Annotated in this window: 22 protein-coding genes; 17 read left to right on the plus strand and 5 right to left on the minus strand. The window is 65.3% G+C overall.

Going from position 1 to position 21,892, the window contains the following annotated elements; translation table 11 throughout:
* Positions 1–2 precede the first annotated feature (2 nt).
* Entirely contained in the window at positions 3–677 is a 675-nt protein-coding gene (locus IB274_RS13525; RefSeq protein ID WP_192432448.1) for a DUF1028 domain-containing protein, read from the plus strand.
* 98 nt (positions 678–775) lie between these two features.
* Positions 776–1,927: an acetylornithine deacetylase gene (gene argE / locus IB274_RS13530; RefSeq protein WP_192432449.1), complete on the plus strand. Its 1,152-nt coding sequence runs from the start codon at positions 776–778 to the stop codon at positions 1,925–1,927.
* 281 nt (positions 1,928–2,208) lie between these two features.
* Here the strand turns inward: argE and IB274_RS13535 are convergent, their stop codons facing one another.
* The 3 genes from IB274_RS13535 to IB274_RS13545 all read right to left on the minus strand — a co-directional run bounded on the left by IB274_RS13535 (position 2,209) and on the right by IB274_RS13545 (position 4,838).
* The gene (locus IB274_RS13535) at positions 2,209–2,853 is read right to left on the minus strand and encodes an HAD family hydrolase (protein WP_192432450.1); all 645 of its coding nucleotides are present in this window, start codon (positions 2,851–2,853) and stop codon (positions 2,209–2,211) included.
* A gap of 85 nt (positions 2,854–2,938) precedes the next feature.
* Positions 2,939–4,078: a hypothetical protein gene (locus IB274_RS13540; RefSeq protein ID WP_192432451.1), complete on the minus strand. Its 1,140-nt coding sequence runs from the start codon at positions 4,076–4,078 to the stop codon at positions 2,939–2,941.
* Between the two features lie 217 nt (positions 4,079–4,295).
* On the minus strand, positions 4,296–4,838 hold the full coding sequence (locus IB274_RS13545) for a gamma carbonic anhydrase family protein (protein WP_151188917.1): 543 nt from the start codon (positions 4,836–4,838) through the stop codon (positions 4,296–4,298).
* 76 nt (positions 4,839–4,914) lie between these two features.
* On the opposite strand from IB274_RS13545, the gene prlC reads away from it, so the two are divergent.
* The 8 genes from prlC to IB274_RS13585 all read left to right on the plus strand — a co-directional run bounded on the left by prlC (position 4,915) and on the right by IB274_RS13585 (position 13,732).
* The gene (gene prlC / locus IB274_RS13550; RefSeq protein ID WP_192432452.1) at positions 4,915–6,960 is read left to right on the plus strand and encodes an oligopeptidase A; all 2,046 of its coding nucleotides are present in this window, start codon (positions 4,915–4,917) and stop codon (positions 6,958–6,960) included.
* Positions 6,960–7,229 carry a YheV family putative zinc ribbon protein gene (locus IB274_RS13555; protein WP_088420490.1) on the plus strand — a complete coding sequence of 90 codons (270 nt, stop codon included), beginning with the start codon at positions 6,960–6,962 and terminating at the stop codon, positions 7,227–7,229. The genes prlC and IB274_RS13555 overlap by 1 nt, the downstream gene beginning before the upstream one ends.
* Before the next feature lie 119 nt (positions 7,230–7,348).
* A complete protein-coding gene (locus tag IB274_RS13560; protein WP_192432453.1) occupies positions 7,349–7,594 on the plus strand; it encodes a type II toxin-antitoxin system Phd/YefM family antitoxin in 246 nt (81 codons plus the stop codon).
* A complete protein-coding gene (locus IB274_RS13565; protein WP_192432454.1) occupies positions 7,584–7,868 on the plus strand; it encodes a type II toxin-antitoxin system RelE family toxin in 285 nt (94 codons plus the stop codon). Before IB274_RS13560 ends, IB274_RS13565 begins: the two co-directional genes overlap by 11 nt.
* Positions 7,869–8,090: 222 nt before the next feature.
* Entirely contained in the window at positions 8,091–9,677 is a 1,587-nt protein-coding gene (locus IB274_RS13570) for an inorganic phosphate transporter (RefSeq protein WP_412548426.1), read from the plus strand.
* A 270-nt stretch (positions 9,678–9,947) separates the two neighbouring features.
* Positions 9,948–11,006: a PA0069 family radical SAM protein gene (locus tag IB274_RS13575; RefSeq protein ID WP_192432455.1), complete on the plus strand. Its 1,059-nt coding sequence runs from the start codon at positions 9,948–9,950 to the stop codon at positions 11,004–11,006.
* Between the two features lie 279 nt (positions 11,007–11,285).
* The gene (locus IB274_RS13580) at positions 11,286–12,002 is read left to right on the plus strand and encodes a carbonic anhydrase (protein WP_088420494.1); all 717 of its coding nucleotides are present in this window, start codon (positions 11,286–11,288) and stop codon (positions 12,000–12,002) included.
* A 194-nt stretch (positions 12,003–12,196) separates the two neighbouring features.
* Positions 12,197–13,732, plus strand: a complete 1,536-nt coding sequence (locus IB274_RS13585) for a SulP family inorganic anion transporter (protein WP_192432456.1) — start codon at positions 12,197–12,199, stop codon at positions 13,730–13,732.
* A 3-nt stretch (positions 13,733–13,735) separates the two neighbouring features.
* Here the strand turns inward: IB274_RS13585 and IB274_RS13590 are convergent, their stop codons facing one another.
* Complete coding sequence (locus IB274_RS13590) at positions 13,736–14,380, minus strand: hypothetical protein (RefSeq protein WP_192432457.1); 645 nt, start codon at positions 14,378–14,380, stop codon at positions 13,736–13,738.
* A gap of 417 nt (positions 14,381–14,797) precedes the next feature.
* Between IB274_RS13590 and coxB the strand changes: the two genes are divergently transcribed.
* From coxB to IB274_RS13610, 4 genes are all read left to right on the plus strand, one after another.
* Positions 14,798–15,922: a cytochrome c oxidase subunit II gene (gene coxB, locus IB274_RS13595; protein ID WP_192432458.1), complete on the plus strand. Its 1,125-nt coding sequence runs from the start codon at positions 14,798–14,800 to the stop codon at positions 15,920–15,922.
* Positions 15,923–15,932: 10 nt separating this feature from the next.
* The gene (gene ctaD / locus IB274_RS13600; protein ID WP_192432459.1) at positions 15,933–17,528 is read left to right on the plus strand and encodes a cytochrome c oxidase subunit I; all 1,596 of its coding nucleotides are present in this window, start codon (positions 15,933–15,935) and stop codon (positions 17,526–17,528) included.
* A gap of 104 nt (positions 17,529–17,632) precedes the next feature.
* On the plus strand, positions 17,633–18,190 hold the full coding sequence (locus IB274_RS13605; protein ID WP_081518891.1) for a cytochrome c oxidase assembly protein: 558 nt from the start codon (positions 17,633–17,635) through the stop codon (positions 18,188–18,190).
* Positions 18,191–18,212: 22 nt separating this feature from the next.
* The gene (locus IB274_RS13610) at positions 18,213–19,100 is read left to right on the plus strand and encodes a cytochrome c oxidase subunit 3 (RefSeq protein ID WP_138213360.1); all 888 of its coding nucleotides are present in this window, start codon (positions 18,213–18,215) and stop codon (positions 19,098–19,100) included.
* A gap of 40 nt (positions 19,101–19,140) precedes the next feature.
* Here IB274_RS13610 and IB274_RS13615 read toward each other — a convergent pair whose 3' ends face one another.
* Positions 19,141–19,350: a twin transmembrane helix small protein gene (locus IB274_RS13615; RefSeq protein ID WP_015474903.1), complete on the minus strand. Its 210-nt coding sequence runs from the start codon at positions 19,348–19,350 to the stop codon at positions 19,141–19,143.
* A 44-nt stretch (positions 19,351–19,394) separates the two neighbouring features.
* Here IB274_RS13615 and IB274_RS13620 point away from each other — a divergent pair, with 44 nt between their 5' ends.
* Genes IB274_RS13620 through IB274_RS13630 form a run of 3 tightly spaced genes read left to right on the plus strand, consistent with a single transcriptional unit; the run spans position 19,395 to position 21,831 of the window.
* A complete protein-coding gene (locus IB274_RS13620; protein WP_192432460.1) occupies positions 19,395–20,174 on the plus strand; it encodes an SURF1 family protein in 780 nt (259 codons plus the stop codon).
* Complete coding sequence (locus tag IB274_RS13625) at positions 20,152–20,715, plus strand: hypothetical protein (RefSeq protein ID WP_192432461.1); 564 nt, start codon at positions 20,152–20,154, stop codon at positions 20,713–20,715. Before IB274_RS13620 ends, IB274_RS13625 begins: the two co-directional genes overlap by 23 nt.
* Before the next feature lie 42 nt (positions 20,716–20,757).
* A complete protein-coding gene (locus tag IB274_RS13630; RefSeq protein ID WP_192432462.1) occupies positions 20,758–21,831 on the plus strand; it encodes a COX15/CtaA family protein in 1,074 nt (357 codons plus the stop codon).
* Positions 21,832–21,892 lie beyond the last annotated feature (61 nt).

The raw sequence follows: 21,892 nt of genomic DNA on the forward strand, positions 1-21,892 counted from the left end.
CCATGACCTTTTCCATCGTCGGCCGCTGCGCCGAAACCGGACAACTGGGTATCGCCATCAGCTCCTCGAGCATCGCCGTGGGCGCCCGCTGCCCCTGGGTACGCGCTGGCGTCGGCGCCGTCTCGACACAGAACATCACCCTGCCCGCCCTCGGCCCGCAGATCCTCGACCAGCTCGAAGCCGGCCTTGAGCCGGGTGCGGCGCTGGACAAGGCGCTCTCCAGCAACGGCTACAGCCAGTACCGCCAGGTGACGGTGATCGACCAGCACGGCAAGGTCGCGCTGTTCACCGGCAGCGAAGCGCTGGGCGTGTACAACGCCGTGGCCGGGGAAAACTGCGTGGCAGCGGGCAACCTGCTGTCGTCCCCGGCCGTGATCGAAGCCATGACCCAGGCCTTCGAAGGCGCCAACGGCTGCCTGGCCGAGCGCCTGCTGGCCGCGATGCAGGCAGCGATGGCCGCCGGTGGCGAAGCCGGTCCGGTGCATTCGGCCGCGCTGAAGGTGGTCGGCGACCTCGTCTGGCCGATCGTCGACCTGCGTGTGGATTGGGCGGACGAAGCGCCCATCGATGAGCTGGAGCAACTCTGGGTGGCCTACAAGCCGCAGCTGGAAGACTACCTCGTGCGCGCCCTCGACCCGACCAAGGCACCCAGCTACGGTGTGCCGGGCGACGAGTAAGTGACTCTCCTGTAGGAGCGGGCCATGCCCGCGAAGCGCTCTTTCGCCGATCGCGGGCATGGCCCGCTCCTACAAAAGCTTTCATGCAGGACCCGACCATGCCTTCCAGCCGTGAAATCCTCGCCGACCTGATCGCCTTCGACACCGTCAGCCGCAACTCCAACCTGGCGCTGATCCACTACATCCGCGACTACCTCGCAGGCTTCGGCATCGCCTGCGAGCTGTTCCACGATGCCGAAGGCGGCAAGGCCAACCTCTACGCCACGCTGGGTCCGCAGGATCGCGGCGGCGTGTGCCTGTCCGGCCACACCGATGTGGTGCCCACCGATGGCCAGCCGTGGACGGTCCCGCCGTTCGAGCTGACCGAACGCGATGGCCGCCTCTACGGGCGCGGTACCGCGGACATGAAGGGCTACATCGCCTGCGTGCTGGCGGCGGTGCCCGCGTTCCTCGCCCAACCGCTGCGCCTGCCGGTGCACCTGGCCTTCTCCTACGACGAGGAAGTCGGCTGCCTCGGCGTGCGCTCGCTGCTCGCCGCGCTGGAGCATCGCGAACACAAGCCGATGCTGTGCATCATCGGCGAACCCACCGAACTCAAGCCGGTGCTCGGCCACAAGGGCAAGCTCGCCATGCGCTGCCAGGTGCATGGCGCGCCGTGCCACTCGGCCTATGCACCGCAGGGTGTGAACGCCATCGAGTACGCGGCGAAACTGATCGGCCGCCTCGGCGAGATCGGTACCCGCCTGGCTGCACCCGAGCGCCATGACCCGCGCTTCGATCCACCTTACTCCACCGTGCAGACCGGCGTGATCAGCGGCGGCCGCGCGCTGAACATCGTGCCTGCCGAATGCCAGTTCGATTTCGAGGTGCGCGCGCTGCCCAGCGACGATCCGCAACAGGTCGCCGACGACCTGCGCGCCTTCGCCGAAGCCGAGCTGCTGCCGAAGATGCGTGCGGTGAAGGCCGAGACGGACATCCGCTTCAGCGAAATTTCCGCCTACCCGGCGCTGGTCACCGACCAGCAGGCCCAGGCTGCCGAGCTGATTGCGCAGCTGACTGGCTCACGCGATTTCACCACTGTCGCCTATGGCACCGAGGGCGGGCTGTTCCACCAGGCCGGCATCCCCACCGTGGTCTGCGGGCCGGGCAGCATGGATCAGGGCCACAAGCCGGACGAGTTCGTCAGCCTGGAGCAGTTGGCGAAGTGCGATGAAATGATGGGGCGGCTGACGGAGTGGTTGCGCGGCTGATTCACAGCGCGGCTTACCCCGCTGCGCAGGAGCGGACGTTGTCCGCGATGCATCCGGCTCGCTCGGAGCGGCCGGAAATCGATCGCGGATGAATCCGCTCGTAGGGCGCATAACCCGGAACGGGTTATCCGCCGAATCCCTCGCGGCGGATAACGCTGGCGCGTTATCCGCCCTACGATCCCGGGATGAGGGCATGTGCTTTCAGATCAGGCTCGCCTACGAAGAGCGCATGCACCCTGTAGGAGCGAGCTTGCTCGCGAACCACCCCCGGTCGAGGAACCTCAGGCAAACGCCGCCCGCAGCTCATCCAGGCTCGCGAAGTAATGCGCCGGGCTTTCCGCCATCAGCTCCTCGCGGCTGCCGAAGCCATAGCCGACGCCCGCAGCGGACAGGCCATTGCGGTGCGCGCCGATGAGGTCGTGCTTGCGGTCGCCGATCATCAGCGTCTGTTTCAGGTCCAGTTGCTCGATGCCCAGCAGGTGCTCGATCAGCTCGACCTTGTTGGTGCGGGTGCCGTCCAGCTCGCTGCCGTAGATCACCTTGAAGTGCCTGGCGAAGTCGAAGTGGCGGGCAATTTCCGCGGCGAACACCGTCGGTTTGCTGGTGCAGATGAACAGCGTGCGGCCCTGGCCGCCGAGCATGTGCAGCAGCTCGGCGACGCCGTCGAACACCTTGTTCTCGTACAGCCCGGTGTCCTTGAAGCGCACGCGGTAGTGGTTCACCGCTTCCCAGGCGCGCGCCTCGTCGAAGTCGTAGGTGCTCATGAAGCACTGCAGCAGCGGCGGGCCGATGAAGTGTTCGAGCTGGCGCAGGTCGGGCTCGTCGATGCCCAGTTGGGCGAGGGCGTACTGGATCGAGCGGGTGATGCCCTCGCGCGGGTCGGTGAGGGTGCCGTCGAGGTCGAAAAGGATGTTCTGGTAATGCATGGGATCAGCGTCCGGCCGCGAAAGTCGGGCGGGAAGGATACTGCGCAGGGCCGCCCGCGCGAAGCGCGGATCGCCGAACGACACCTCAGGGCGCCGCGCCCTGCCCCTGTTTGAGCACGCGGAAACCGCCGCTGACGCCCACCGGCTCGGCCTCGCCGGCACCGTAGGTCCGGGCGGTGGAGTCGTCTTCAGGTACATCCTGCGGCTGCGCCAGCCGACCGGTCAGGCTCTGCTGCACGCGGGCACCGAGATGATCGACACCGGACATCACCCCGCCGTCCGGATCGCGCATCAGCGCCAGCCACTGTTCGTCGAAGGCGGCGTTGATTTCCTTGCGCAACTGAGTCTCCACTTCGGGCCGTTCGTGGTCGTTGCCGGCCATGCTGAACAGGGTGAAGGCCACCGAGATGACCGAGCCGGCAACCTTGCCCGCCGCGCTCGCCACCACCCCGGCGATGCTGCGATTGCGCAGCTCATTCACCAGCTTGGCGCTGGTGCGCTGGGCCACTGGCGAGACGCCGCTGACCTTTGTGCCGGCGCCCGCCTTGCCCGCCGCCGTGCGGATGTCCTGCATCAGCGCAGCGAAGGCCGGCAGCTTGCCGATGTCCTTGGCGTACACCACGTCGTACAGCGAAGCATCGCGGCTGGAGGGCGTGCCGAGGGAGATCGCCGGGATGCCCATCAGGTGCTCGTCGAAAGCCTTCTGCGGGATGCCGCGACGCTGGGGGATTTCCTTCACCGCCACGCTCAGCAGCTCGATGTAATGCCGGGTGGCCTTTTCCATCACCGCGTCAGGGTCGACCTGTTTCGCGACCGGTATCAGCACCTGCTTGCGGTACTGCTCCTGCAGGTAGACGGCCAGTTTGTCGACGGTGGGATCGAGGTCGCCGTGGGAGCCCATCTTGTACCAGGCGACCTTCATGCTCAGCCATTCCTGGGTCCAGTAGCTGGAGAACCAGGGGAGGAATTTCTCGTCGGTGCGCTGGTAGACCAGGTCCATCCACTGCTGCATGGCCTGTTCGGCATAGGCGCGGGCCTGGGACGTGGCGGCCAGCGAAGCGGCGCCGATATCGGCGTCGACCTGGTGCCAGGTGGCTTCGGTGAGTGGCGCGGCAGGCTGGGCAGGATGATGGGCGCAAGCGCTCAGCGCCATCAGGAGCAGGGCAATGACACCGCCGCGCCACCAGGACGAAACGGTGGCGCTGGGAGAGCACAGACTGTTCATGGCCGCTCGCCGGCTCGGCGGCGCCACGATGGCTGGCCGCCTGCTGCTGAACCCGGCCGGGCACGCGCTGGCGTCCGGTCACCTCCGGTCAGTATAGGGCGCCAGACCCTGCATGGCCGGCCGTCTGGCGGGACGACCTGGTTGTAGGGCGCATAACGCCTCGGGCGTTATCCGCCATTGGAGCATCGGCGAACCGCCCACGACAGGGCGGGCGCGGTCAGCCCGCATAGCCCTCGGCAATATGCTGGTCCTTCAACTTCACGTAGTTCCCGGCGGTATAGCTGAAGAACGCCCGCTCCTTGTCGGTCAACGGCCGGGCCTTCTTCACCGGGCTGCCGACATAGAGGAAGCCGCTCTCCAGTGTCTTGCCCGGCGGCACCAGGCTGCCGGCGCCGAGGATCACCTCGTCCTCGATCACCGCGCCGTCCATGACGATCGAGCCCATGCCCACCAGGATGCGGCTGCCGATGGTGCAGCCATGCAGCAGCACCTTGTGGCCGATGGTCACTTCGTCGCCGATGGTCAGCGGGAAGCCGTCCGGATTGAAGGGGCCGGCGTGGGTAATGTGCAGCACGCTGCCGTCCTGCACGCTGGTGCGCGCGCCGATGCGGATGCGGTGCATGTCGCCGCGAATGGTGACCAGCGGCCAGACCGAGCTGTCCGCGCCGATCTCCACGTCGCCGATGACCACGGCGCTGGCGTCGACGAAGACGCGCTCGCCGAGGGATGGCGTTTTGCCCTGATAGGTTCGAATCGTCACGATAGTCGTCCTCAAGCTGCGGTTGACGCCGATTGTATTTAAGATGGCCGGGTGTTTCTTCAGCCAAGGTGCCACCGTGAGCGCGAATCCCCTTCTGCAGAGCTACGACCTGCCGCCCTTCTCCTCCATTCGCCCCGAGCACGTGAAGCCGGCCATCGAGCAGATCCTCGCCGACAACCGCGCCGCCATCGCGCGCATCCTCGCCCAGCAGAACGGCACCCCGACCTGGGCCGGCCTGGTGCTGAGCATGGACGAACTGCATGACCGCCTGGGCAAGGCCTGGAGCCCGGTCAGCCACCTCAACGCGGTGTGCAACAGCGCCGAGCTGCGCGAGGCCTACGAGGGCTGCCTGCCGCTGCTGTCCGCCTACTGGACCGAACTGGGCCAGAACCGCGAGCTGTTCAAGGCCTACGAATCGCTGGCCACCAGCACCGAGTCGAAGACCTTCGACGTCGCCCAGAAGACCATCCTCGAACACGCCCTGCGCGACTTCCGCCTGTCGGGTATCGACCTGCCGGCCGACCAGCAGCAGCGCTACGCCGAAATCCAGACGCGCCTGTCCGAGTTGGGCAGCCGCTTCTCCAACCAGCTGCTGGACGCCACCCAGGCCTGGACCAAGCACATCACCGACGAAGCCGCGCTGGCCGGCCTGACCGACTCAGCCAAGGCGCAGATGCAGCAGGCCGCCCAGGCCAAGGAGCTGGACGGCTGGCTGATCAGCCTGGAGTTCCCCAGCTACTACGCGGTGATGACCTACGCGCAAGACCGCGCTCTGCGCGAAGAGGTCTACGCCGCGTACTGCACCCGCGCCTCCGATCAAGGCCCGAATGCCGGGCAGAACGACAACGGCCCGGTGATGCAGGAAATCCTCGACCTGCGCCAGGAGCTATCGCGCCTGCTGGGCTTCAAGAACTTCGCCGAGCTGTCCCTGGCCACCAAGATGGCCGAGACCCCCGAGCAGGTCCTGCACTTCCTGCGCGACCTCGCCGTGCGCAGCAAGCCCTTCGCCGCCCAGGACCTGGAACAGCTCAAGGCCTACGCTGCCGAACAGGGCTGCCCGAACCTCTCCAGCTGGGACGCCAGCTACTTCGGCGAGAAGCTGCGTGAAGCGCGCTACAGCGTGTCCCAGGAAGCCCTGCGCGCCTACTTCCCGGTGGACAAGGTGCTCTCCGGCCTGTTCGCCATCGTGCAGAAGCTCTACGGCATCCAGATTCGCGAGCTGAACGACTTCGAGCGCTGGCACCCGGACGTGCGGCTGTTCGAGATTGAGGAAAACGGCCAGCACGTCGGCCGCTTCTACTTCGACCTCTACGCCCGCGCCAACAAGCGTGGCGGCGCCTGGATGGATGGTGCCCGCGACCGTCGCCGCACCGCCGGTGGCGAGCTGCAATCGCCGGTGGCCTATCTGGTGTGCAACTTCACCCCGGCGGTCGGCGGCAAGCCGGCGCTGCTGACCCACGATGAAGTCACCACCCTGTTCCACGAATTCGGCCACGGCCTGCACCACCTGCTGACCCGCGTCGAGCACGCCGGTGCCTCGGGCATCAACGGCGTGGCCTGGGACGCCGTCGAGCTGCCGAGCCAGTTCATGGAGAACTGGTGCTGGGAGCCCGAGGGCCTGGCGCTGATCTCGGGTCACTATGAAACCGGCGCGCCGCTGCCCCAGGACCTGCTGGAGAAGATGCTTGCCGCGAAGAACTTCCAGTCTGGCCTGATGATGGTCCGCCAGCTGGAGTTCTCGCTGTTCGACTTCGAGCTGCACGCCACTCACGGCGATGGCCGCAGCGTGCTCGAGGTGATCGAGGCGATTCGCGATGAAGTCGCGGTGATGCGCCCGCCGGCCTACAACCGCTTCGCCAACAGCTTCGCGCATATCTTCGCCGGCGGTTACGCGGCCGGTTACTACAGCTACAAGTGGGCCGAAGTGCTGTCCGCCGACGCATTCTCCCGCTTCGAGGAAGAAGGCGTGCTCAACCCGGCGACTGGCGCGGCCTTCCGCGAGGCGATCCTGGCCAAGGGCGGCTCCCAGGAGCCGATGGCGCTGTTCGTGGCCTTCCGTGGCCGCGAGCCGTCCATCGACGCCCTGCTGCGCCACTCGGGCCTGTCCGAGGAGGCCGCGTGATGAGCGAGGTGAAGAAACGCTTCATCGCCGGGGCCGTGTGCCCGGCCTGCAGCGAACAGGACAAGATCGTCATGTGGGACGTCGACGGCGTACCACACCGCGAATGCGTGGCCTGCGGCTACTCCGACACGCTCAACGCCCAGGGCCAGTCGGTGCCGAAAGAGCTGTCCACCCGCGTCAACACCAGCGCGCTGGAAAAGCCCAAGGACCCGAAGGTGCAGGGGGTGCAGTTCTTCCCCAATCCGAAGCTGAAAAAGCCGCAGGAATAGCACCCGCGTGACGCTCAGAGAATGCCCCGGCTTGCCGGGGCATTTCTTTTTCCGCCGTTCCGGTCTTGCCGACGCCCTCTATAATGACCTAAATTCAGGACATTATTTGGAGCCATTTCATGCAGAATTTGCTGGCCAACACCGCCGTCAGCGTTTCGGAACTCAAGAAGAATCCCTCTGCGGTGCTGGCCGAATCCGGCGGTGAGCCGGTGGCGGTGCTCAATCACAACAAGGTGATGGGCTACATGGTGCCGGCGGAGCTTTTCGAGTCGATCCTGGAGCGTCTGGAAGACCTGGAGCTGGCGGAAATTGCCCGCTCGCAACTGGGAGACAAAGGCGTCCCGGTATCGCTCGATGACCTATGAACTCGAATTCCTCCCTGCCGCCTTGAAGGAATGGCACAAGCTGGGGCATACGGTGTGTGGGCAGTTCAAACGCAAACTCGTCGAACGCCTGGAAAATCCTCGCGTCCAGGCTGACGCCCTGCACGGGCTGGCGGACCACTACAAGATCAAGCTGCGCTCGGCAGGCTACCGACTGGTCTACCGCATCGAAGAGGAACGCGTGGTGGTTTCCGTGGTTGCCATCGGCAAGCACGAGCGCGGCGAGGCGTACAGCGCAGCGCAGGAGCGTCGCTGAGATTTCGAGGACATTGGAGCATCAAGTGCGTATCCCGGAATCGATATCAAGGAAGGCCTCGGCCCGCTGACTTAGCATGCCCCTCCGCCCCGCTCGCCCGACCAGCCCATGATCGCCACGGCCGGCTAGTCTGTAGAGCATCGCCGCAAGGAATCCGCCAGATGCCGCCACCGACCCGAAGGAAGCGCCCCTGTGCTTGACCGCTTTGGCATGCTCGAGGTGATGCGCGCCTCGCGCCTGACGCAGTTCCCGATCAGCCCGGTGCTGCGCGAGACCCACGGATTCAAGGGTCGCCTGACCTTCTTCCTGCTGCTGGCCGGCGCGCTGGTGTTCACTTTTACAGCGCTCGGGCATGACATCCGCGCCAGCGGCACTCACTTGGAGCCGGGCTGGCCGATGCTGGTGGTCGCGCTGCTGATCGCCCTGGGCTTTGAATTCATCAACGGCTTCCACGACACCGCCAATGCGGTGGCCACGGTGATCTACACCAACGCCCTGCCGCCGCGCTTTGCCGTGGCCTGGTCGGGCGTGTGGAATTTCCTCGGCGTGCTCTTTTCCAGCGGTGCGGTGGCCTTCGCCATCGTCTCGCTGCTGCCGCTGGACCTGCTGCTCAAGGTAGACAGCAGTGCTGGGCTGGCGATGATCTTCGCCCTGCTGATCGCCTCAATCCTGTGGAACCTCGGCACTTGGTGGCTGGGGCTGCCGGTGTCCTCGTCGCACACACTGATCGGCTCCATCGTCGGCATCGGCCTGGCCCATGGCGCCATGGCCGGGCACCTCGGCCTATCCGGCAACGCCTGGTCGCAATTGCTGACGGTCGGCTATGCGCTATTCCTCTCGCCGGTGGTGGGTTTCTTCGCCGCCTTCGTGCTGCTGCGGGTGGCCAGTTCGACCATCCGCAACCGCGCGCTGTTTCACGCGCCGGAAGGCCGCACGCCGCCGCCCCGGTGGATTCGCGCAATCCTCATCCTGACCTGTACCGGCGTGTCCTTCGCCCACGGTTCCAACGACGGGCAAAAGGGCATCGGTCTGATCATGCTTATCCTGATCGCTACCGTTCCCCTTGCGTTCGCCGTGGATCGCGCCCATTCGCCCGAGCAGACCCGCCAATTGCTCGTCCTCACGCAGGCCAGCCAGGAACAGCTGCACCGCTCCGGAGGCAGCCCCGCGGCGGACCCACGCCAGGCGCTGCTCAGCTATCAGGACGACGAAGTAGTAAGGCCGGATCTTCTGCCTTCGCTGGGCAGCGTGATCGGCGATGTCAGTGCGCGCCTGGAGCGCTATGGACAGCTGGACAAGGTGCCGGCCGAGGAAGTGCTGGACCTGCGCAACGACCTCTACCTGAGCCTGGAAACCATCCGCCTGCTGGACCGCAGCGACCAGCACTTCGAACTGGAAACCTGGAGCAGCCTGCAGGCGTTGCGCCAGGGCGGCGAGCAGGCGATCCGCTTCATCCCGGTGTGGGTGAAGGTCGCGGTGGCCCTTGCACTAGGCCTGGGCACGCTGGTGGGCTGGCGGCGCATCGTCACCACGGTCGGCGAGGGTATCGGCAAGACACCGCTGACTTATGCACAGGGCGCCTCGGCGCAGCTGGTGGCCATGCTCACCATCGGCGCGGCGGACGGCTTCGGCCTGCCGGTGTCGACGACCCAGGTGCTCTCCTCCGGCGTGGCCGGCACCATGGCGGCCAACGGCAGCGGACTGCAGTGGCCGACCATCCGCAACATGCTGCTGGCCTGGGTGCTGACCCTGCCGGCGGCCATCGGGCTCGCGGCGGGGCTGTACTGGCTGTTCACCCGGCTGCTCTGAGGGGTAGTAGGGCGAATGACCTGGAACAGGTTATTCACCGAGAATCCTTCGACGGATAACGCTGGCGCGTTATGCGCCCTACGTCGAACTGTTGTAGGAGCGAGCTTGCTCGCGAACCGCCCAGCGCGGGAGCTGCCGGTTAGCACTGTTCGCGAGCAAGCTCGCTCCTACAGACGGTGGCGAATCACGCCGCCGAGCAGTTAATGCTGGCTGTGGAAAACTCCGTGGATTACTGTATTCATATACAGTGTTTCTTCAGAGCTTTCCCACATGACTACTTCCCTTCCACCCCGCGGCCGGGGCACCGCCAGCAATCCGCACAACCGCTTCGCGCCGACCACCTCGGTGCCTGTGGATAACGACTGGTACGACGAGGTGCCCAAGCCCCAGGTGACCGAAATCCGCACTGAGCGGGCGAAGTCGGTGATCTCGCGCAACCAGTCGCCGGACCTGCCCTTCGACCGCTCGATCAACCCCTATCGCGGCTGCGAGCACGGCTGCATCTACTGCTATGCCCGGCCCAGCCACGCCTACTGGGACCTGTCGCCGGGGCTGGATTTCGAAACGAAACTGATCGCCAAGACCAACGCCACGCAGGTGCTGGAAGAGGAACTGAGCCTCAAGGGCTACGTCTGCGCGCCGATCAACCTGGGCGCCAATACCGACCCGTACCAGCCCATCGAGCGCCAGCAGCGCCTGACCCGGCAGATCCTCGAAGTGCTGCTGCGCTTCCGCCATCCAGTGACCATCGTCACCAAGGGTTCGCTGATCCTGCGCGACCTCGACCTGCTGGCGGAGTTGGCGAAACAGAACCTGGTCGCCGTGATGATCAGCCTGACCACCCTGGATGATGAGCTCAAGCGCATCCTCGAACCCCGCGCCGCCGCGCCTTCCGCGCGCCTGCGGGCAATCCGCGTGCTGCGCGAACAGGGTATTCCGGTGGGCGTGCTGTGTTCGCCGATGATCCCGATGGTCAACGACCGCGAGCTGGAAGCGCTGCTCGAAGCCGCCCACGACGCCGGCGCGCAGAGCGCCAGCTACATGATGCTGCGCCTGCCGCGCGAGGTCGGCCCGTTGTTCGAGGAATGGCTGGCGGCGCACTACCCGCAGCGCGCCAACCATGTGATGAGCCTGATCCGCCAGCTGCGCGGCGGGGAGATCTACGACAGCCGTTTCGGACACCGCTTCCGTGGCGAGGGCCCGTTCGCCGACCTGCTGGCCAAGCGTTTCGAGGTCGCCCTGCGCCGCCTGGGCCTGAACCGGCGCGGCAGTTTCGGCCTGGATTGCACAGCGTTCGCCCCGCCGCGCAGCCAGATGAGCCTGTTCTGACGGTTATCGGTCGGAAGTTTCGGTAAGCGCAGTAGAATCACCGCAATATTGTCTTGCCATGATAGCTTGCCGATATCATCTTGGAATGTCGGCGAAACATCATGCAAAAGCTCATTCCAGAGCGGTTTTTTAATTTTGGTTTAATCTTCGTTGTCTAGGATTTGAACACAAAGTGACTAACCGGTCACGACGTATTTTTCCTCTCGGCTGTGTCTTTTCTCCCCAGGGAGAGCGTCGGCTGACGTGGGAAAATTCTTCGTCATTCTTCGAGGCTGATACATGAACGACAAAACGCACGGTGAGGAACACGCCCACGAATCTGCCGACGAGGCGCTGCGCCATATCGTCGAGGGCTTCCGCCAGTTCCGCCATGAGGTCTTCCCGCAACAGGAAGAACTGTTCAAGAAGCTGGCCCACGCGCAGAACCCACGCGCCATGTTCATCACCTGTGCCGACTCGCGCATCGTCCCCGAGCTGATCACCCAGAGCTCGCCCGGCGACCTGTTCGTTACCCGCAACGTCGGCAACGTGGTGCCGCCGTACGGCCAGATGAACGGCGGCGTGTCCACCGCCATCGAGTTCGCGGTGATGGCCCTGGGCGTGCAGCACATCATCGTCTGCGGCCACTCCGATTGCGGCGCGATGAAAGCGGTGCTGGCTCCGCAGACTCTGGAAGGCATGCCGACGGTGAAAGCCTGGCTGCGCCATGCCGAAGTGGCCCGCACCGTGGTCGCGCAGACCTGCGGTTGCGCCACCCAGGAACACCTGGGCGTGCTCACCGAAGAGAACGTCGTGGCCCAGCTGGACCACCTGAAGACCCACCCGTCCGTGGCCGCGCGCCTGGCTTCCGGCCAGCTGTTCATCCATGGCTGGGTGTATGACATCGAGACAAGCGCCATCAAGGCCTACGACGCCCAGGAAGGCCGCTTCCGCCCGCTAGATGGCGAAGGCCCGACGCCCAGCGCTACTCCGCGCGCGCGCTACTCTCCCCAGTAAGCTGCCAGCGGCAGTAATCCCCGAGGCGCGGCGGCCCAGCAGAACAAACGCCGCGCCCGTTCCTCACTTGCTCCCTGCCTGAGGCGAACGCCCCCACCGCGTTCGCCATTCCTTGAATTGCGCGTGTCGATGCGGTCGAGACCGGCGTCGTGGGCTTTCGCGCGCCCGAAAAATGCTTGAAGGAGAACAGCGCCATGTCGGCCTCCCACTCTGTTCCATCCGGGTTTTCCCAACTGCGCCAGGTACTGCCGCGCGACCTGCTCGCTTCGGTAGTGGTCTTTCTCGTCGCCCTGCCGCTGTGCATGGGTATCGCCATCGCTTCGGGCATGCCACCGGCCAAGGGCCTGTTGACCGGCATCATCGGCGGCCTGGTGGTCGGTTTCCTCGCCGGCTCACCGCTGCAGGTCAGCGGCCCTGCGGCGGGCCTCGCGGTGCTGGTCTTTGAGCTGGTGCGCACCCACGGCATGGCCATGCTCGGGCCGATCCTGCTGCTGGCCGGCGCGCTGCAATTGCTGGCGGGCAGGTTGCGCCTGGGCTGCTGGTTCCGCGTCACTTCACCGGCCGTGGTCTACGGCATGCTCGCGGGCATCGGCATTCTCATCGTGCTGTCGCAGGTCCACGTGATGCTCGACCTCAAGCCGCAGGCGTCCGGGCTGGATAACCTGCTCGCCTTCCCTGCGGCACTGCTGTCCGAGACCAGCGGCTTCGACGCGGCGCTGCTCGGGCTGGGCACCATGGCCTGTATGGCGCTATGGGACCGCTTCAAACCCGGCCGGCTGCGCATGCTGCCCGGCGCACTGATCGGCGTGAGCCTGGCAACGCTGGTGAGCATTGCCCTGCAACTCGACGTGCTGCGAGTCAGCGTGCCGGAGAACCTCGGCGAAGCCATCGATTGGGTCCGCCCGAGCGACCTCGCCGCGCTGCTAGACCCGACGCTATTGCTGGCCGCCGTGGTGGTGGCCTTCATCGCCAGCGCAGAGACGCTTCTCTCGGCCGCCGCCGTGGACCGCATGCACACCGGCCCGCGCTCGGACATGGACCGCGAGCTGAGCGCCCAGGGCGTGGGCAACATGCTCTGCGGGTTGGTCGGGGCGCTGCCGATGACCGGGGTGATCGTGCGCAGCTCGGCCAACGTGCAGGCCGGTGCGCGCAGCCGCGCCTCGGCGATATTCCATGGGCTGTGGCTGCTGGGGTTCGTCGTGCTGCTGGGCGGGCTGCTGCGGCAGATCCCCATCGCCAGCCTGGCCGGCGTGCTGGTCTACACCGGGATCAAATTGGTGGACTTGAAAGCGCTGCGTTCGCTGGGCCGCTATGGGCGTATGCCAGTGCTGGTTCATGCAGCGACCGCGCTGGCCATTGTCGCCACCGACCTGCTGACCGGCGTGCTGCTGGGCTTTGCGCTGACGGTACTGAAGCTGGTGCTCAAGGCCGCGCGGCTGAAGATCAACCTGCGCTACGACGACGAGGGCAACGGCGCCGAACTGCGTCTGGTCGGCGCGGCGACCTTCCTCAAGGTGCCGGCGCTGTCCCGGGCCCTGCAGTCGGTGAAACCCGGCACGCACCTGCGCGTGCCGCTGCAGCACCTGAGCTATATCGACCACGCCTGCATGGAACTGCTGGAGGATTGGGGCCGCAGTGCCGCGGCCAGCGGCTGCCGGCTGTCCATCGAAGGCAATGGCCTGCGTCGCCGCGTGGAAGGCCGAGTGCGTGCGCAGCAGAGTGCGGGCTGAGCCTCAGTCGCGGCCCAGCTCCAGCTCGACCCCAAACTGCCGCGACAGGCACGGCCACTGTTGCCAGGCCATGACCACCTGCGGATCGTTGAGGCTGGCGCGGTAGCTGACGGCGGACTCGGAACTGAAGGTGCTGTCGTCGAGCATGCCGTCGACCGCGTGGTGCACCGCCTCATCCAGCTGGTTGGCGAAGGGTTCGCCGATCAGCTGGTGCGCCACCAGGTTGGCCACCGTGGTGTCGAGCGGGATCAGCGGCTGGTTGAAGTGGGCGATGTAGCGATCGTTCACCTCTTCCACCAGGCGGTGGGCTAGGTAGGCCTCGTCGAGCAGCGCATCGAGGCCGTCGTGGCCGTCGAGCAGCGCAGGCGGAGTGAGGAAGAACTGCTCGGCGAGCTTGAGCACCGGCTTGATGCGGTCTTCGATGCCGGCGGCGCGGGCCACCGCGTTGGCGGCGTCGAGGAAATCCGGCACCTGTTCGATGTAGGCGTGGACGAAGCGCGTCAGCGTGCCGCTGGGGTCTTCTCCCGTCAGGGCGATGCTCTTGTGCAGGCTTTGCAGTTGGCTCTGGATCAGGCGGGCGAGATGGCCATGGCGGGATTCGAGCAGGTGGGCATTCCGGATCAGCTCACGCAGTGCAGCGGTGTTCATGACAGCTCCAAGACAGCGGGTTTGGAAAGTGAAGAAACACCTTAGCCGCACCCCGGGCGTAGCTAAGACGCGATTGTCATATTCACGGACTGTTTATGCCGACGTGGCATATCAGACGGCCACCATCTTACTCCAAAGCCGCGCCATCCGTGGCTTTCAGATCGCAGTTCGGTCTTTCAAACAGAGTTTTTACTCTGCGTTGTTATGTCGCAACCCGTGGCTATACTCCGCTTCGACACACCGAAAACCTGATGGACCCGGCCTGCCCTGCGTGCTGCCGAGGTACGACGTCAAAGTAAGTTGTCTTGGCGGTCACTCCCTTGGCCGTTGGCTTGTTCAGGCTCGATCCCTCTGGAATGGGGATCGCAGCCAGGGCGCTATGCCGGCGGGATAAAAACAACGATAAGGGGAACCCGAATGCTGCGACATCCACGAGTCTGGATGGGCTTCCTTTTGCTCTTGGCTTTCAGTCAGGCAAACGCCGCCTGGACGGTCAACATGACCCCCGGTGCGACAGAAGTCAGCCGTAACGTTTTCGATCTTCACATGACGATCTTCTGGATCTGCGTGGTCATCGGCATCGTCGTCTTTGGCGCGATGTTCTGGTCGATGATCGTCCACCGCCGGTCCACCGGGCAGCAGCCCGCGCATTTCCACGAGAGCACCACGGTGGAAATCCTCTGGACCGTCATTCCCTTCCTGATCCTGGTGGTGATGGCCGTTCCGGCCACCAAGACGCTGATCCACATGTACGACACCTCGGAGCCCGAGCTGGACGTGCAGGTCACCGGCTACCAGTGGAAGTGGCAGTACAAATACCTGGGCCAGGACGTGGAGTTCTTCTCCAACCTCGCCACGCCCCAGGACCAGATCCACAACAAGGCCGACAAGGACGAGCACTACCTGCTCGAGGTGGACAACCCGCTGGTGCTGCCAGCCGGGGTCAAGGTGCGCTTCCTGGTCACCTCCAGCGACGTGATCCACTCCTGGTGGGTGCCGGCCTTCGCGGTCAAGCGCGACGCCATTCCTGGCTTCGTCAACGAGGCCTGGACCAAGGTCGACCAGCCCGGCGTTTACCGCGGCCAGTGCGCCGAGCTGTGCGGCAAGGACCACGGCTTCATGCCCATCGTGGTGGACGTGAAGTCCAAGCCCGACTTCGACAAGTGGCTGGCCGAGCGCAAGGAAGAGGCGGTCAAGCTCAAGGAGCTGACCAGCAAGGAATGGACGAAGGAAGAGCTGGTCGCCCGCGGGGACAAGGTCTACCACACCATCTGCGCCGCCTGTCACCAGCCTGAGGGCCAAGGCATGCCGCCGATGTTCCCGGCGCTCAAGGGTTCGAAGATCGTCACCGGGCCCAAGGAGCACCACCTGGAGACCGTGTTCAACGGCGTGCCGGGCACGGCCATGGCGGCCTTCGGCAAGCAACTCTCGGAAGTCGACATCGCCGCGGTGATCACTTTCGAGCGCAACGCCTGGGGCAACAACGACGGCGACATGGTGACCCCGCAAGAAGTGGTCGCCTACAAGCAGAAACAACAATAAGGAGGCCGCGATGAGTACAGTGATCGATCACCCCGACCATTCTCACGCCGGCGACCACCACCACGGCCCCGCCAAGGGCCTGATGCGCTGGGTACTGACCACCAACCACAAGGACATCGGCACGCTGTACCTGTGGTTCAGCTTCTGCGCCTTCCTGCTGGGCGGCTCCTTCGCCATGGTGATCCGCGCCGAACTGTTCCAGCCGGGCCTGCAGATCGTCGAGCCGGCGTTCTTCAACCAGATGACCACCATGCACGGCCTGGTGATGGTCTTCGGTGCAGTGATGCCGGCCTTCGTCGGCCTGGCCAACTGGATGGTGCCGCTGATGATCGGCGCGCCGGACATGGCCCTGCCACGCATGAACAACTTCAGCTTCTGGCTGCTGCCGGCGGCCTTCGGCCTGCTGGTGAGCACCCTGTTCATGCCCGGCGGCGGCCCGAACTTCGGCTGGACCTTCTACGCGCCGTTGTCGACGACTTTCGCGCCGCACAGCGTGACCTTCTTCATCTTCGCCATCCACCTGATGGGCATGAGTTCGATCATGGGCGCGATCAACGTGATCGCCACCATCCTCAACCTGCGCGCCCCGGGCATGACGCTGATGAAGATGCCGCTGTTCGTCTGGACCTGGCTGATCACCGCCTTCCTGCTGATTGCGGTGATGCCGGTACTGGCGGGTTGCGTGACGATGATGCTGATGGACATCCACTTCGGCACCAGCTTCTTCAGCGCGGCCGGCGGGGGCGACCCGGTGCTGTTCCAGCACGTGTTCTGGTTCTTCGGCCACCCCGAGGTGTACATCATGATCCTGCCGGCATTCGGCGCCGTCAGCTCGATCATCCCGGCCTTCAGCCGCAAACCGCTGTTCGGCTACACCTCGATGGTCTACGCCACCGCCTCGATCGCCTTCCTGTCCTTCGTCGTGTGGGCGCACCACATGTTCGTGGTGGGCATCCCGCTGGTGGGCGAGCTGTTCTTCATGTACGCGACCATGCTGATCGCCGTGCCCACCGGGGTGAAGGTGTTCAACTGGGCGTCGACCATGTGGCAAGGCTCGCTGACCTTCGAGACGCCGATGCTGTTCGCCGTGGCCTTCGTCATCCTGTTCACCATCGGTGGCTTCTCCGGGCTGATGCTGGCCATCGCCCCGGCGGACTTCCAGTACCAGGACACCTACTTCGTGGTGGCGCACTTCCACTACGTGCTAGTGCCCGGCGCGATCTTCGGCATCTTCGCCTCGGCCTACTACTGGCTGCCGAAGTGGACCGGCCACATGTACGACGAGACGCTGGGCAAGCTGCACTTCTGGATGAGCTTCATCGGCATGAACCTGGCGTTCTTCCCGATGCACTTCGTCGGGCTGGCCGGCATGCCGCGGCGGATCCCGGACTACAACCTGCAGTTCGCCGACTTCAACATGGTTTCGTCCGTCGGCGCCTTCATGTTCGGCACCACGCAGCTGCTGTTCCTGTTCATCGTCATCAAGTGCATCAAGGGCGGCAAGCCGGCACCGGCGAAGCCGTGGGATGGCGCGGAAGGCCTGGAGTGGACCATTCCGTCACCGGCGCCGTACCACACCTTCAGCACGCCGCCCGAGGTGAAGTAAGGGCTTACCTCTAGGGGCGAGCTTGCTCGCGAACGTTTTTTCCTGAAGCCCCGGCGTCAGGCAGTTCGCGAGCAAGCTCGCTCCTACAAGTGAGGATTCGATCCATGAGCGACGGCAACATCGAAACGCGCAAGCTGGTGACCCGGCTGGTCATAGCCGTGGTTGCCATGTTCGCCTTCGGCTTCGCCCTCGTGCCGCTGTACGACGTGATGTGCAAGGCACTGGGCATCAACGGCAAGACCTCCGGCAGCGCCTACCAGGGCGACGGCCAGGTGGTCGATCAGTCGCGCGAGGTGAAGATCCAGTTCGTCGCCAACAACAACATCGACATGGTCTGGGAGTTTCATCCCGAGGCCGAGCAGCTGGTGGTGCATCCCGGCGCGGTGAACCAGATGCTGTTCGTCGCCTACAACCCCACTGACAAGCCGATGACCGCCCAGGCGATCCCGAGCATCGCGCCGTCGGTGGCAGCCACCTACTTCCACAAGACCGAATGCTTCTGCTTCACCCAGCAGGTCCTGCAGCCGGGCGAGCGCATCGAAATGCCGGTGCGCTTCATCGTCGACCGCGACCTGCCCAAGGATGTGCGTCACCTGACGCTTGCTTACACGCTGTTCGACATCACTGCCCGCAAGCCACCCGTGGCCAGTAACGAGCGCTGAAGGGCAAAGGAGAACAAGAGAGATGGCAACCCACGATCCCTATTATGTCCCCGCGCAGAGCAAGTGGCCGATCATCGCCACCATCGGCATGCTGGTGACGATGTTTGGCGTCGGCACCTGGATGAACGACATGAGCGCCGGCAAGGAACACTCCCACGGCCCGTGGATCTTCTTCGCCGGCGGACTGATCCTGGCGTACATGCTGTTCGGCTGGTTCGGCAACGTCATCAAGGAAAGCCGTGGCGGGCTCTACAGCCCGCAGATGGACCGCTCGTTCCGCTGGGGCATGAGCTGGTTCATCTTCTCGGAGGTGATGTTCTTCGCCGCCTTCTTCGGCGCGCTGTTCTACGTACGCCACTTCGTCAACCCATGGCTGGGCGGCGAAGGTCACCATGGCATCTCGCACATGCTCTGGCCGCAGTTCGAAACCGGCTGGCCGCAGCTCAACAACCCGGACAACAAGCTGTTCCCGCCGCCCAAGGAAGTGATCGATCCGTGGAAGCTGCCACTGATCAACACCCTGCTACTGGTCACCTCCAGCTTCACCGTGACCTTCGCCCACCACGCGCTTAAGAAGAACCATCGCGGCCCGCTGAAGATGTGGCTGGCGGCGACCGTGGCGCTGGGTGCCTGTTTCATCGTGCTGCAGGCCTACGAGTACCACGAGGCCTATAGCGAACTGGGGCTGACCCTGGGCTCGGGTATCTACGGCGCGACCTTCTTCATGCTCACCGGCTTCCACGGCGCCCACGTGACCATCGGCGCGATCATGCTGAGCATCATGCTGATTCGCATCATTCGGGGGCACTTCGACGCCGACAAACACTTCGGCTTCGAGGCGGCCAGCTGGTACTGGCACTTCGTCGACGTGGTGTGGATCGGGCTGTTCATCTTCGTTTACGTGCTGTGAAGCGCGGTGGCGCGGGCCTTGGCCCGCGCCTTTTTCGAGATCAGAAGTGCCAGGGGGCGGAGCTGCCGAGTTGGCCGCTGAAGAAACCCCAGGCGATGAGAGCGACGGTCAGGGCGGTAAGGGTGACACGCACGGTCAGCGCGTTGACCACCCGCGAACCGTGGCCCTCGTCCTTGACCAGAAAGAACAGGCCACTGAACAGACTGACGACGGTCGCCAGCAACAACAGAACGATCGCAGCTTTGAGCACTACCGGCCTCCTGTCCGCAGGGGACTGGGGTTGAGGGGGATGTCTTGCAGTATAGCCAGCACGCATCTGAGCACGGCTCCGATCCAGATCGGCAAGGCCGCGCCGCACGCGCCTTCCGGCCCGGCATCGCGCCGACCCTGGTGGTCCTCGCACTGCTGCCGGTACTGATCGGCCTGGGCTTCTGGCAACTGTCGCGCGCCGCCGAAAAACGCACCCTGCTCGCCGCCGCCGAAGTGCAGCGCCAGCAGGACCCGATCAGCATCGCCGAGCTCGAACGCCAGCCGCCGCGCAGCTATGTCCGCGTGCGTCTGCAAGGCCAGCTCGACGCTGAGCACACTGCCCTGCTCGACAACCGCACCCGCAACGGCCAGGCCGGCGTCGAGGTGCTGCAGCCCTTCTTCGACCGCGTCGGCCACCAGTGGCTGCTGGTCAATCGCGGCTGGGTGCCCTGGCCCGACCGCCGCGTGCCGCCGAAGATCGATACGCCCAGCCACGACCTGCTGCTGGACGCCTGGACCTACATCCCCGCAGCCGCTGGCCCGAGCGCTCCGCTCGCCAGCTGGCCGCGCCTGATTACCCAGGTGGACGCCCCGTTCCTGTGGGACCAGCTCGGCCGCGAAGGCAGCCCCCTGGAAATCCGCCTGGAGCCGGGCGACGCCGCCTTCGACACCGACTGGCCGATCGTCGCCATGCCCCCGGAACGCCACGTCGGCTATGCCGTGCAGTGGTTCGCCCTGGCCATCGCGCTTTCCGCCCTTTACCTCTACCTCGGCATCCGTCGCGCACGGGAGACCTTCGACCATGACCGCCATGACTCTGCCTGACGCCTCCGCCCGCCGCCGCGGGCGCGTGCAACTGCTGCTGATCCTCGGCTTTGTGCTGGGGCCGATGCTGCTCGCCACCGCCATGTACAAGTTGCAGTTCTGGGTGCCGGAAGGCCGCAGCTACCACGGCGACCTGATCGCCACCGGGCAGACCCCAGCGGACCTCGGCGTGCAGGACGACAAGGCCGGCGACCAGTGGCAACTGCTGGTGACCGCGCCGGAAACCTGCACCACTGATTGCCAGCAACTCGTCTACCTGGCGCGCCAGATCAACATCGGCCTGGGTCGCGAAGCCAGCCGCGCCGAACACGCCCTCGCCTTCGCCAAGCCTTTGCCGGCGGAGTTCACCGGCCTGCTCGACAAGGACTACCCGCGCCTGCAGCGCCTGGGCCTGACGCCCAACCAGCACACCGGCGCCCAGCCGCAACTGTGGATAGTCGATCCCCACGGCAACCTGGTGCTGCGCTACGACGCCAAGGCCAACGGCAAGTCGATCCTCAAGGACCTGCAGCTGCTGCTGAAGCTTTCGAACATCGGTTAAGCCGGTCGAGCCCCACGACAACAACAAGATCGGGAGCGATGCATGATCCAGGCAAGACGCAAACCCGCCTTCTACCTCGCCGTTCTGGCCACGGCGCTGGCCTTCGTGGTGATCCTGCTGGGCGCCTATACCCGCCTGACCCACGCCGGCCTCGGCTGCCCGGACTGGCCCGGCTGCTACGGCTTCGTCCACGTGCCGCTGAACGAGGCGCAACTGGCCCACGCCGAAATGCACTTCCCCGACTCGCCGGTGGAGGCGCAGAAGGGCTGGAACGAGATGATCCATCGCTATTTCGCCGGGAGCCTCGGCCTGCTGATCCTCGGACTGGCGGTGCACGCACTGGTACGCCGCGGCCGCGACGGCCAACCGATGCGCCTGCCGCTGGTGCTGCTCGCAGTGGTGATCGCCCAGGCCGCGTTCGGCATGTGGACGGTCACCCTCAAGCTCTGGCCGCAGGTGGTTACCGCGCATCTTCTCGGCGGCTTCACCACGCTGTCGCTGCTATTCCTGCTCAGCCTGCGCCTGTCCGGCGCTTTCGCCCCACTGCAGCTGCCTTCGAAGCTGCGCGCGCTGGCGGCCCTGGCGCTGCTGATGGTGATCGGGCAGATCACCCTCGGCGGCTGGGTCAGCAGCAACTACGCGGCAGTGGCCTGCATCGACCTGCCGATGTGCCACGGCGAGTGGTGGCCGAACATGGACTTCGCCAACGGCTTCCACCTCACCCAGCACATCGGCCCGAACTACCTGGGCGGCCAGCTCGACAGCGACGCCCGCACGGCCATCCACATGACCCACCGCATGGGCGCGCTGTGCGTGACCGCGGTGATCCTGCTGCTGGCCTGGAACCTCCAGCGCCACGGCCTGATCGGCATTACCGCACTGATGCTGCTGGGGCTGTCCCTGCAGATTGGCCTAGGCATCAGCAACGTGCTGCTGCACCTGCCGCTGTCGGTAGCGGTGGCGCACAACGGCGGCGGCGCGTTCCTGCTGCTGATGCTGGTACTGGTGAATTACCGGGTGCGCGCCCCCGCAGCAAAACACGTCGAGCTGCCTGCCAGCAGCCCGATCACCCTGGACGCCCTGGAGCGCCCGGTGGCCTATCCGTCTCAGGGATGAAATGGCAGGGATGACATTGCACGGTTGAGCACGATGGCCGGCAACGCGCCGGTCCCCATCA

The organism is Pseudomonas sp. PDM18, assembly GCF_014852585.1.
Classification (GTDB): domain Bacteria; phylum Pseudomonadota; class Gammaproteobacteria; order Pseudomonadales; family Pseudomonadaceae; genus Pseudomonas.

What these genes read in the sequence shown, in the direction of transcription:
- IB274_RS13525 (WP_192432448.1), top strand. Translation starts at nt 3, where the DNA reads ATGACCTTTTCCATCGTCGGCCGCTGCGCCGAAACCGGACAACTGGGT.
- argE (WP_192432449.1), top strand. Translation starts at nt 776, where the DNA reads ATGCCTTCCAGCCGTGAAATCCTCGCCGACCTGATCGCCTTCGACACC.
- IB274_RS13535 (WP_192432450.1), bottom strand. Translation starts at nt 2,853, where the DNA reads ATGCATTACCAGAACATCCTTTTCGACCTCGACGGCACCCTCACCGAC.
- IB274_RS13540 (WP_192432451.1), bottom strand. Translation starts at nt 4,078, where the DNA reads ATGAACAGTCTGTGCTCTCCCAGCGCCACCGTTTCGTCCTGGTGGCGC.
- IB274_RS13555 (WP_088420490.1), top strand. Translation starts at nt 6,960, where the DNA reads ATGAGCGAGGTGAAGAAACGCTTCATCGCCGGGGCCGTGTGCCCGGCC.
- IB274_RS13560 (WP_192432453.1), top strand. Translation starts at nt 7,349, where the DNA reads ATGCAGAATTTGCTGGCCAACACCGCCGTCAGCGTTTCGGAACTCAAG.
- IB274_RS13565 (WP_192432454.1), top strand. Translation starts at nt 7,584, where the DNA reads ATGACCTATGAACTCGAATTCCTCCCTGCCGCCTTGAAGGAATGGCAC.
- IB274_RS13570 (WP_412548426.1), top strand. Translation starts at nt 8,091, where the DNA reads ATGCGCGCCTCGCGCCTGACGCAGTTCCCGATCAGCCCGGTGCTGCGC.
- IB274_RS13575 (WP_192432455.1), top strand. Translation starts at nt 9,948, where the DNA reads ATGACTACTTCCCTTCCACCCCGCGGCCGGGGCACCGCCAGCAATCCG.
- IB274_RS13580 (WP_088420494.1), top strand. Translation starts at nt 11,286, where the DNA reads ATGAACGACAAAACGCACGGTGAGGAACACGCCCACGAATCTGCCGAC.
- IB274_RS13585 (WP_192432456.1), top strand. Translation starts at nt 12,197, where the DNA reads ATGTCGGCCTCCCACTCTGTTCCATCCGGGTTTTCCCAACTGCGCCAG.
- IB274_RS13590 (WP_192432457.1), bottom strand. Translation starts at nt 14,380, where the DNA reads ATGAACACCGCTGCACTGCGTGAGCTGATCCGGAATGCCCACCTGCTC.
- coxB (WP_192432458.1), top strand. Translation starts at nt 14,798, where the DNA reads ATGCTGCGACATCCACGAGTCTGGATGGGCTTCCTTTTGCTCTTGGCT.
- ctaD (WP_192432459.1), top strand. Translation starts at nt 15,933, where the DNA reads ATGAGTACAGTGATCGATCACCCCGACCATTCTCACGCCGGCGACCAC.
- IB274_RS13605 (WP_081518891.1), top strand. Translation starts at nt 17,633, where the DNA reads ATGAGCGACGGCAACATCGAAACGCGCAAGCTGGTGACCCGGCTGGTC.
- IB274_RS13610 (WP_138213360.1), top strand. Translation starts at nt 18,213, where the DNA reads ATGGCAACCCACGATCCCTATTATGTCCCCGCGCAGAGCAAGTGGCCG.
- IB274_RS13625 (WP_192432461.1), top strand. Translation starts at nt 20,152, where the DNA reads ATGACCGCCATGACTCTGCCTGACGCCTCCGCCCGCCGCCGCGGGCGC.
- IB274_RS13630 (WP_192432462.1), top strand. Translation starts at nt 20,758, where the DNA reads ATGATCCAGGCAAGACGCAAACCCGCCTTCTACCTCGCCGTTCTGGCC.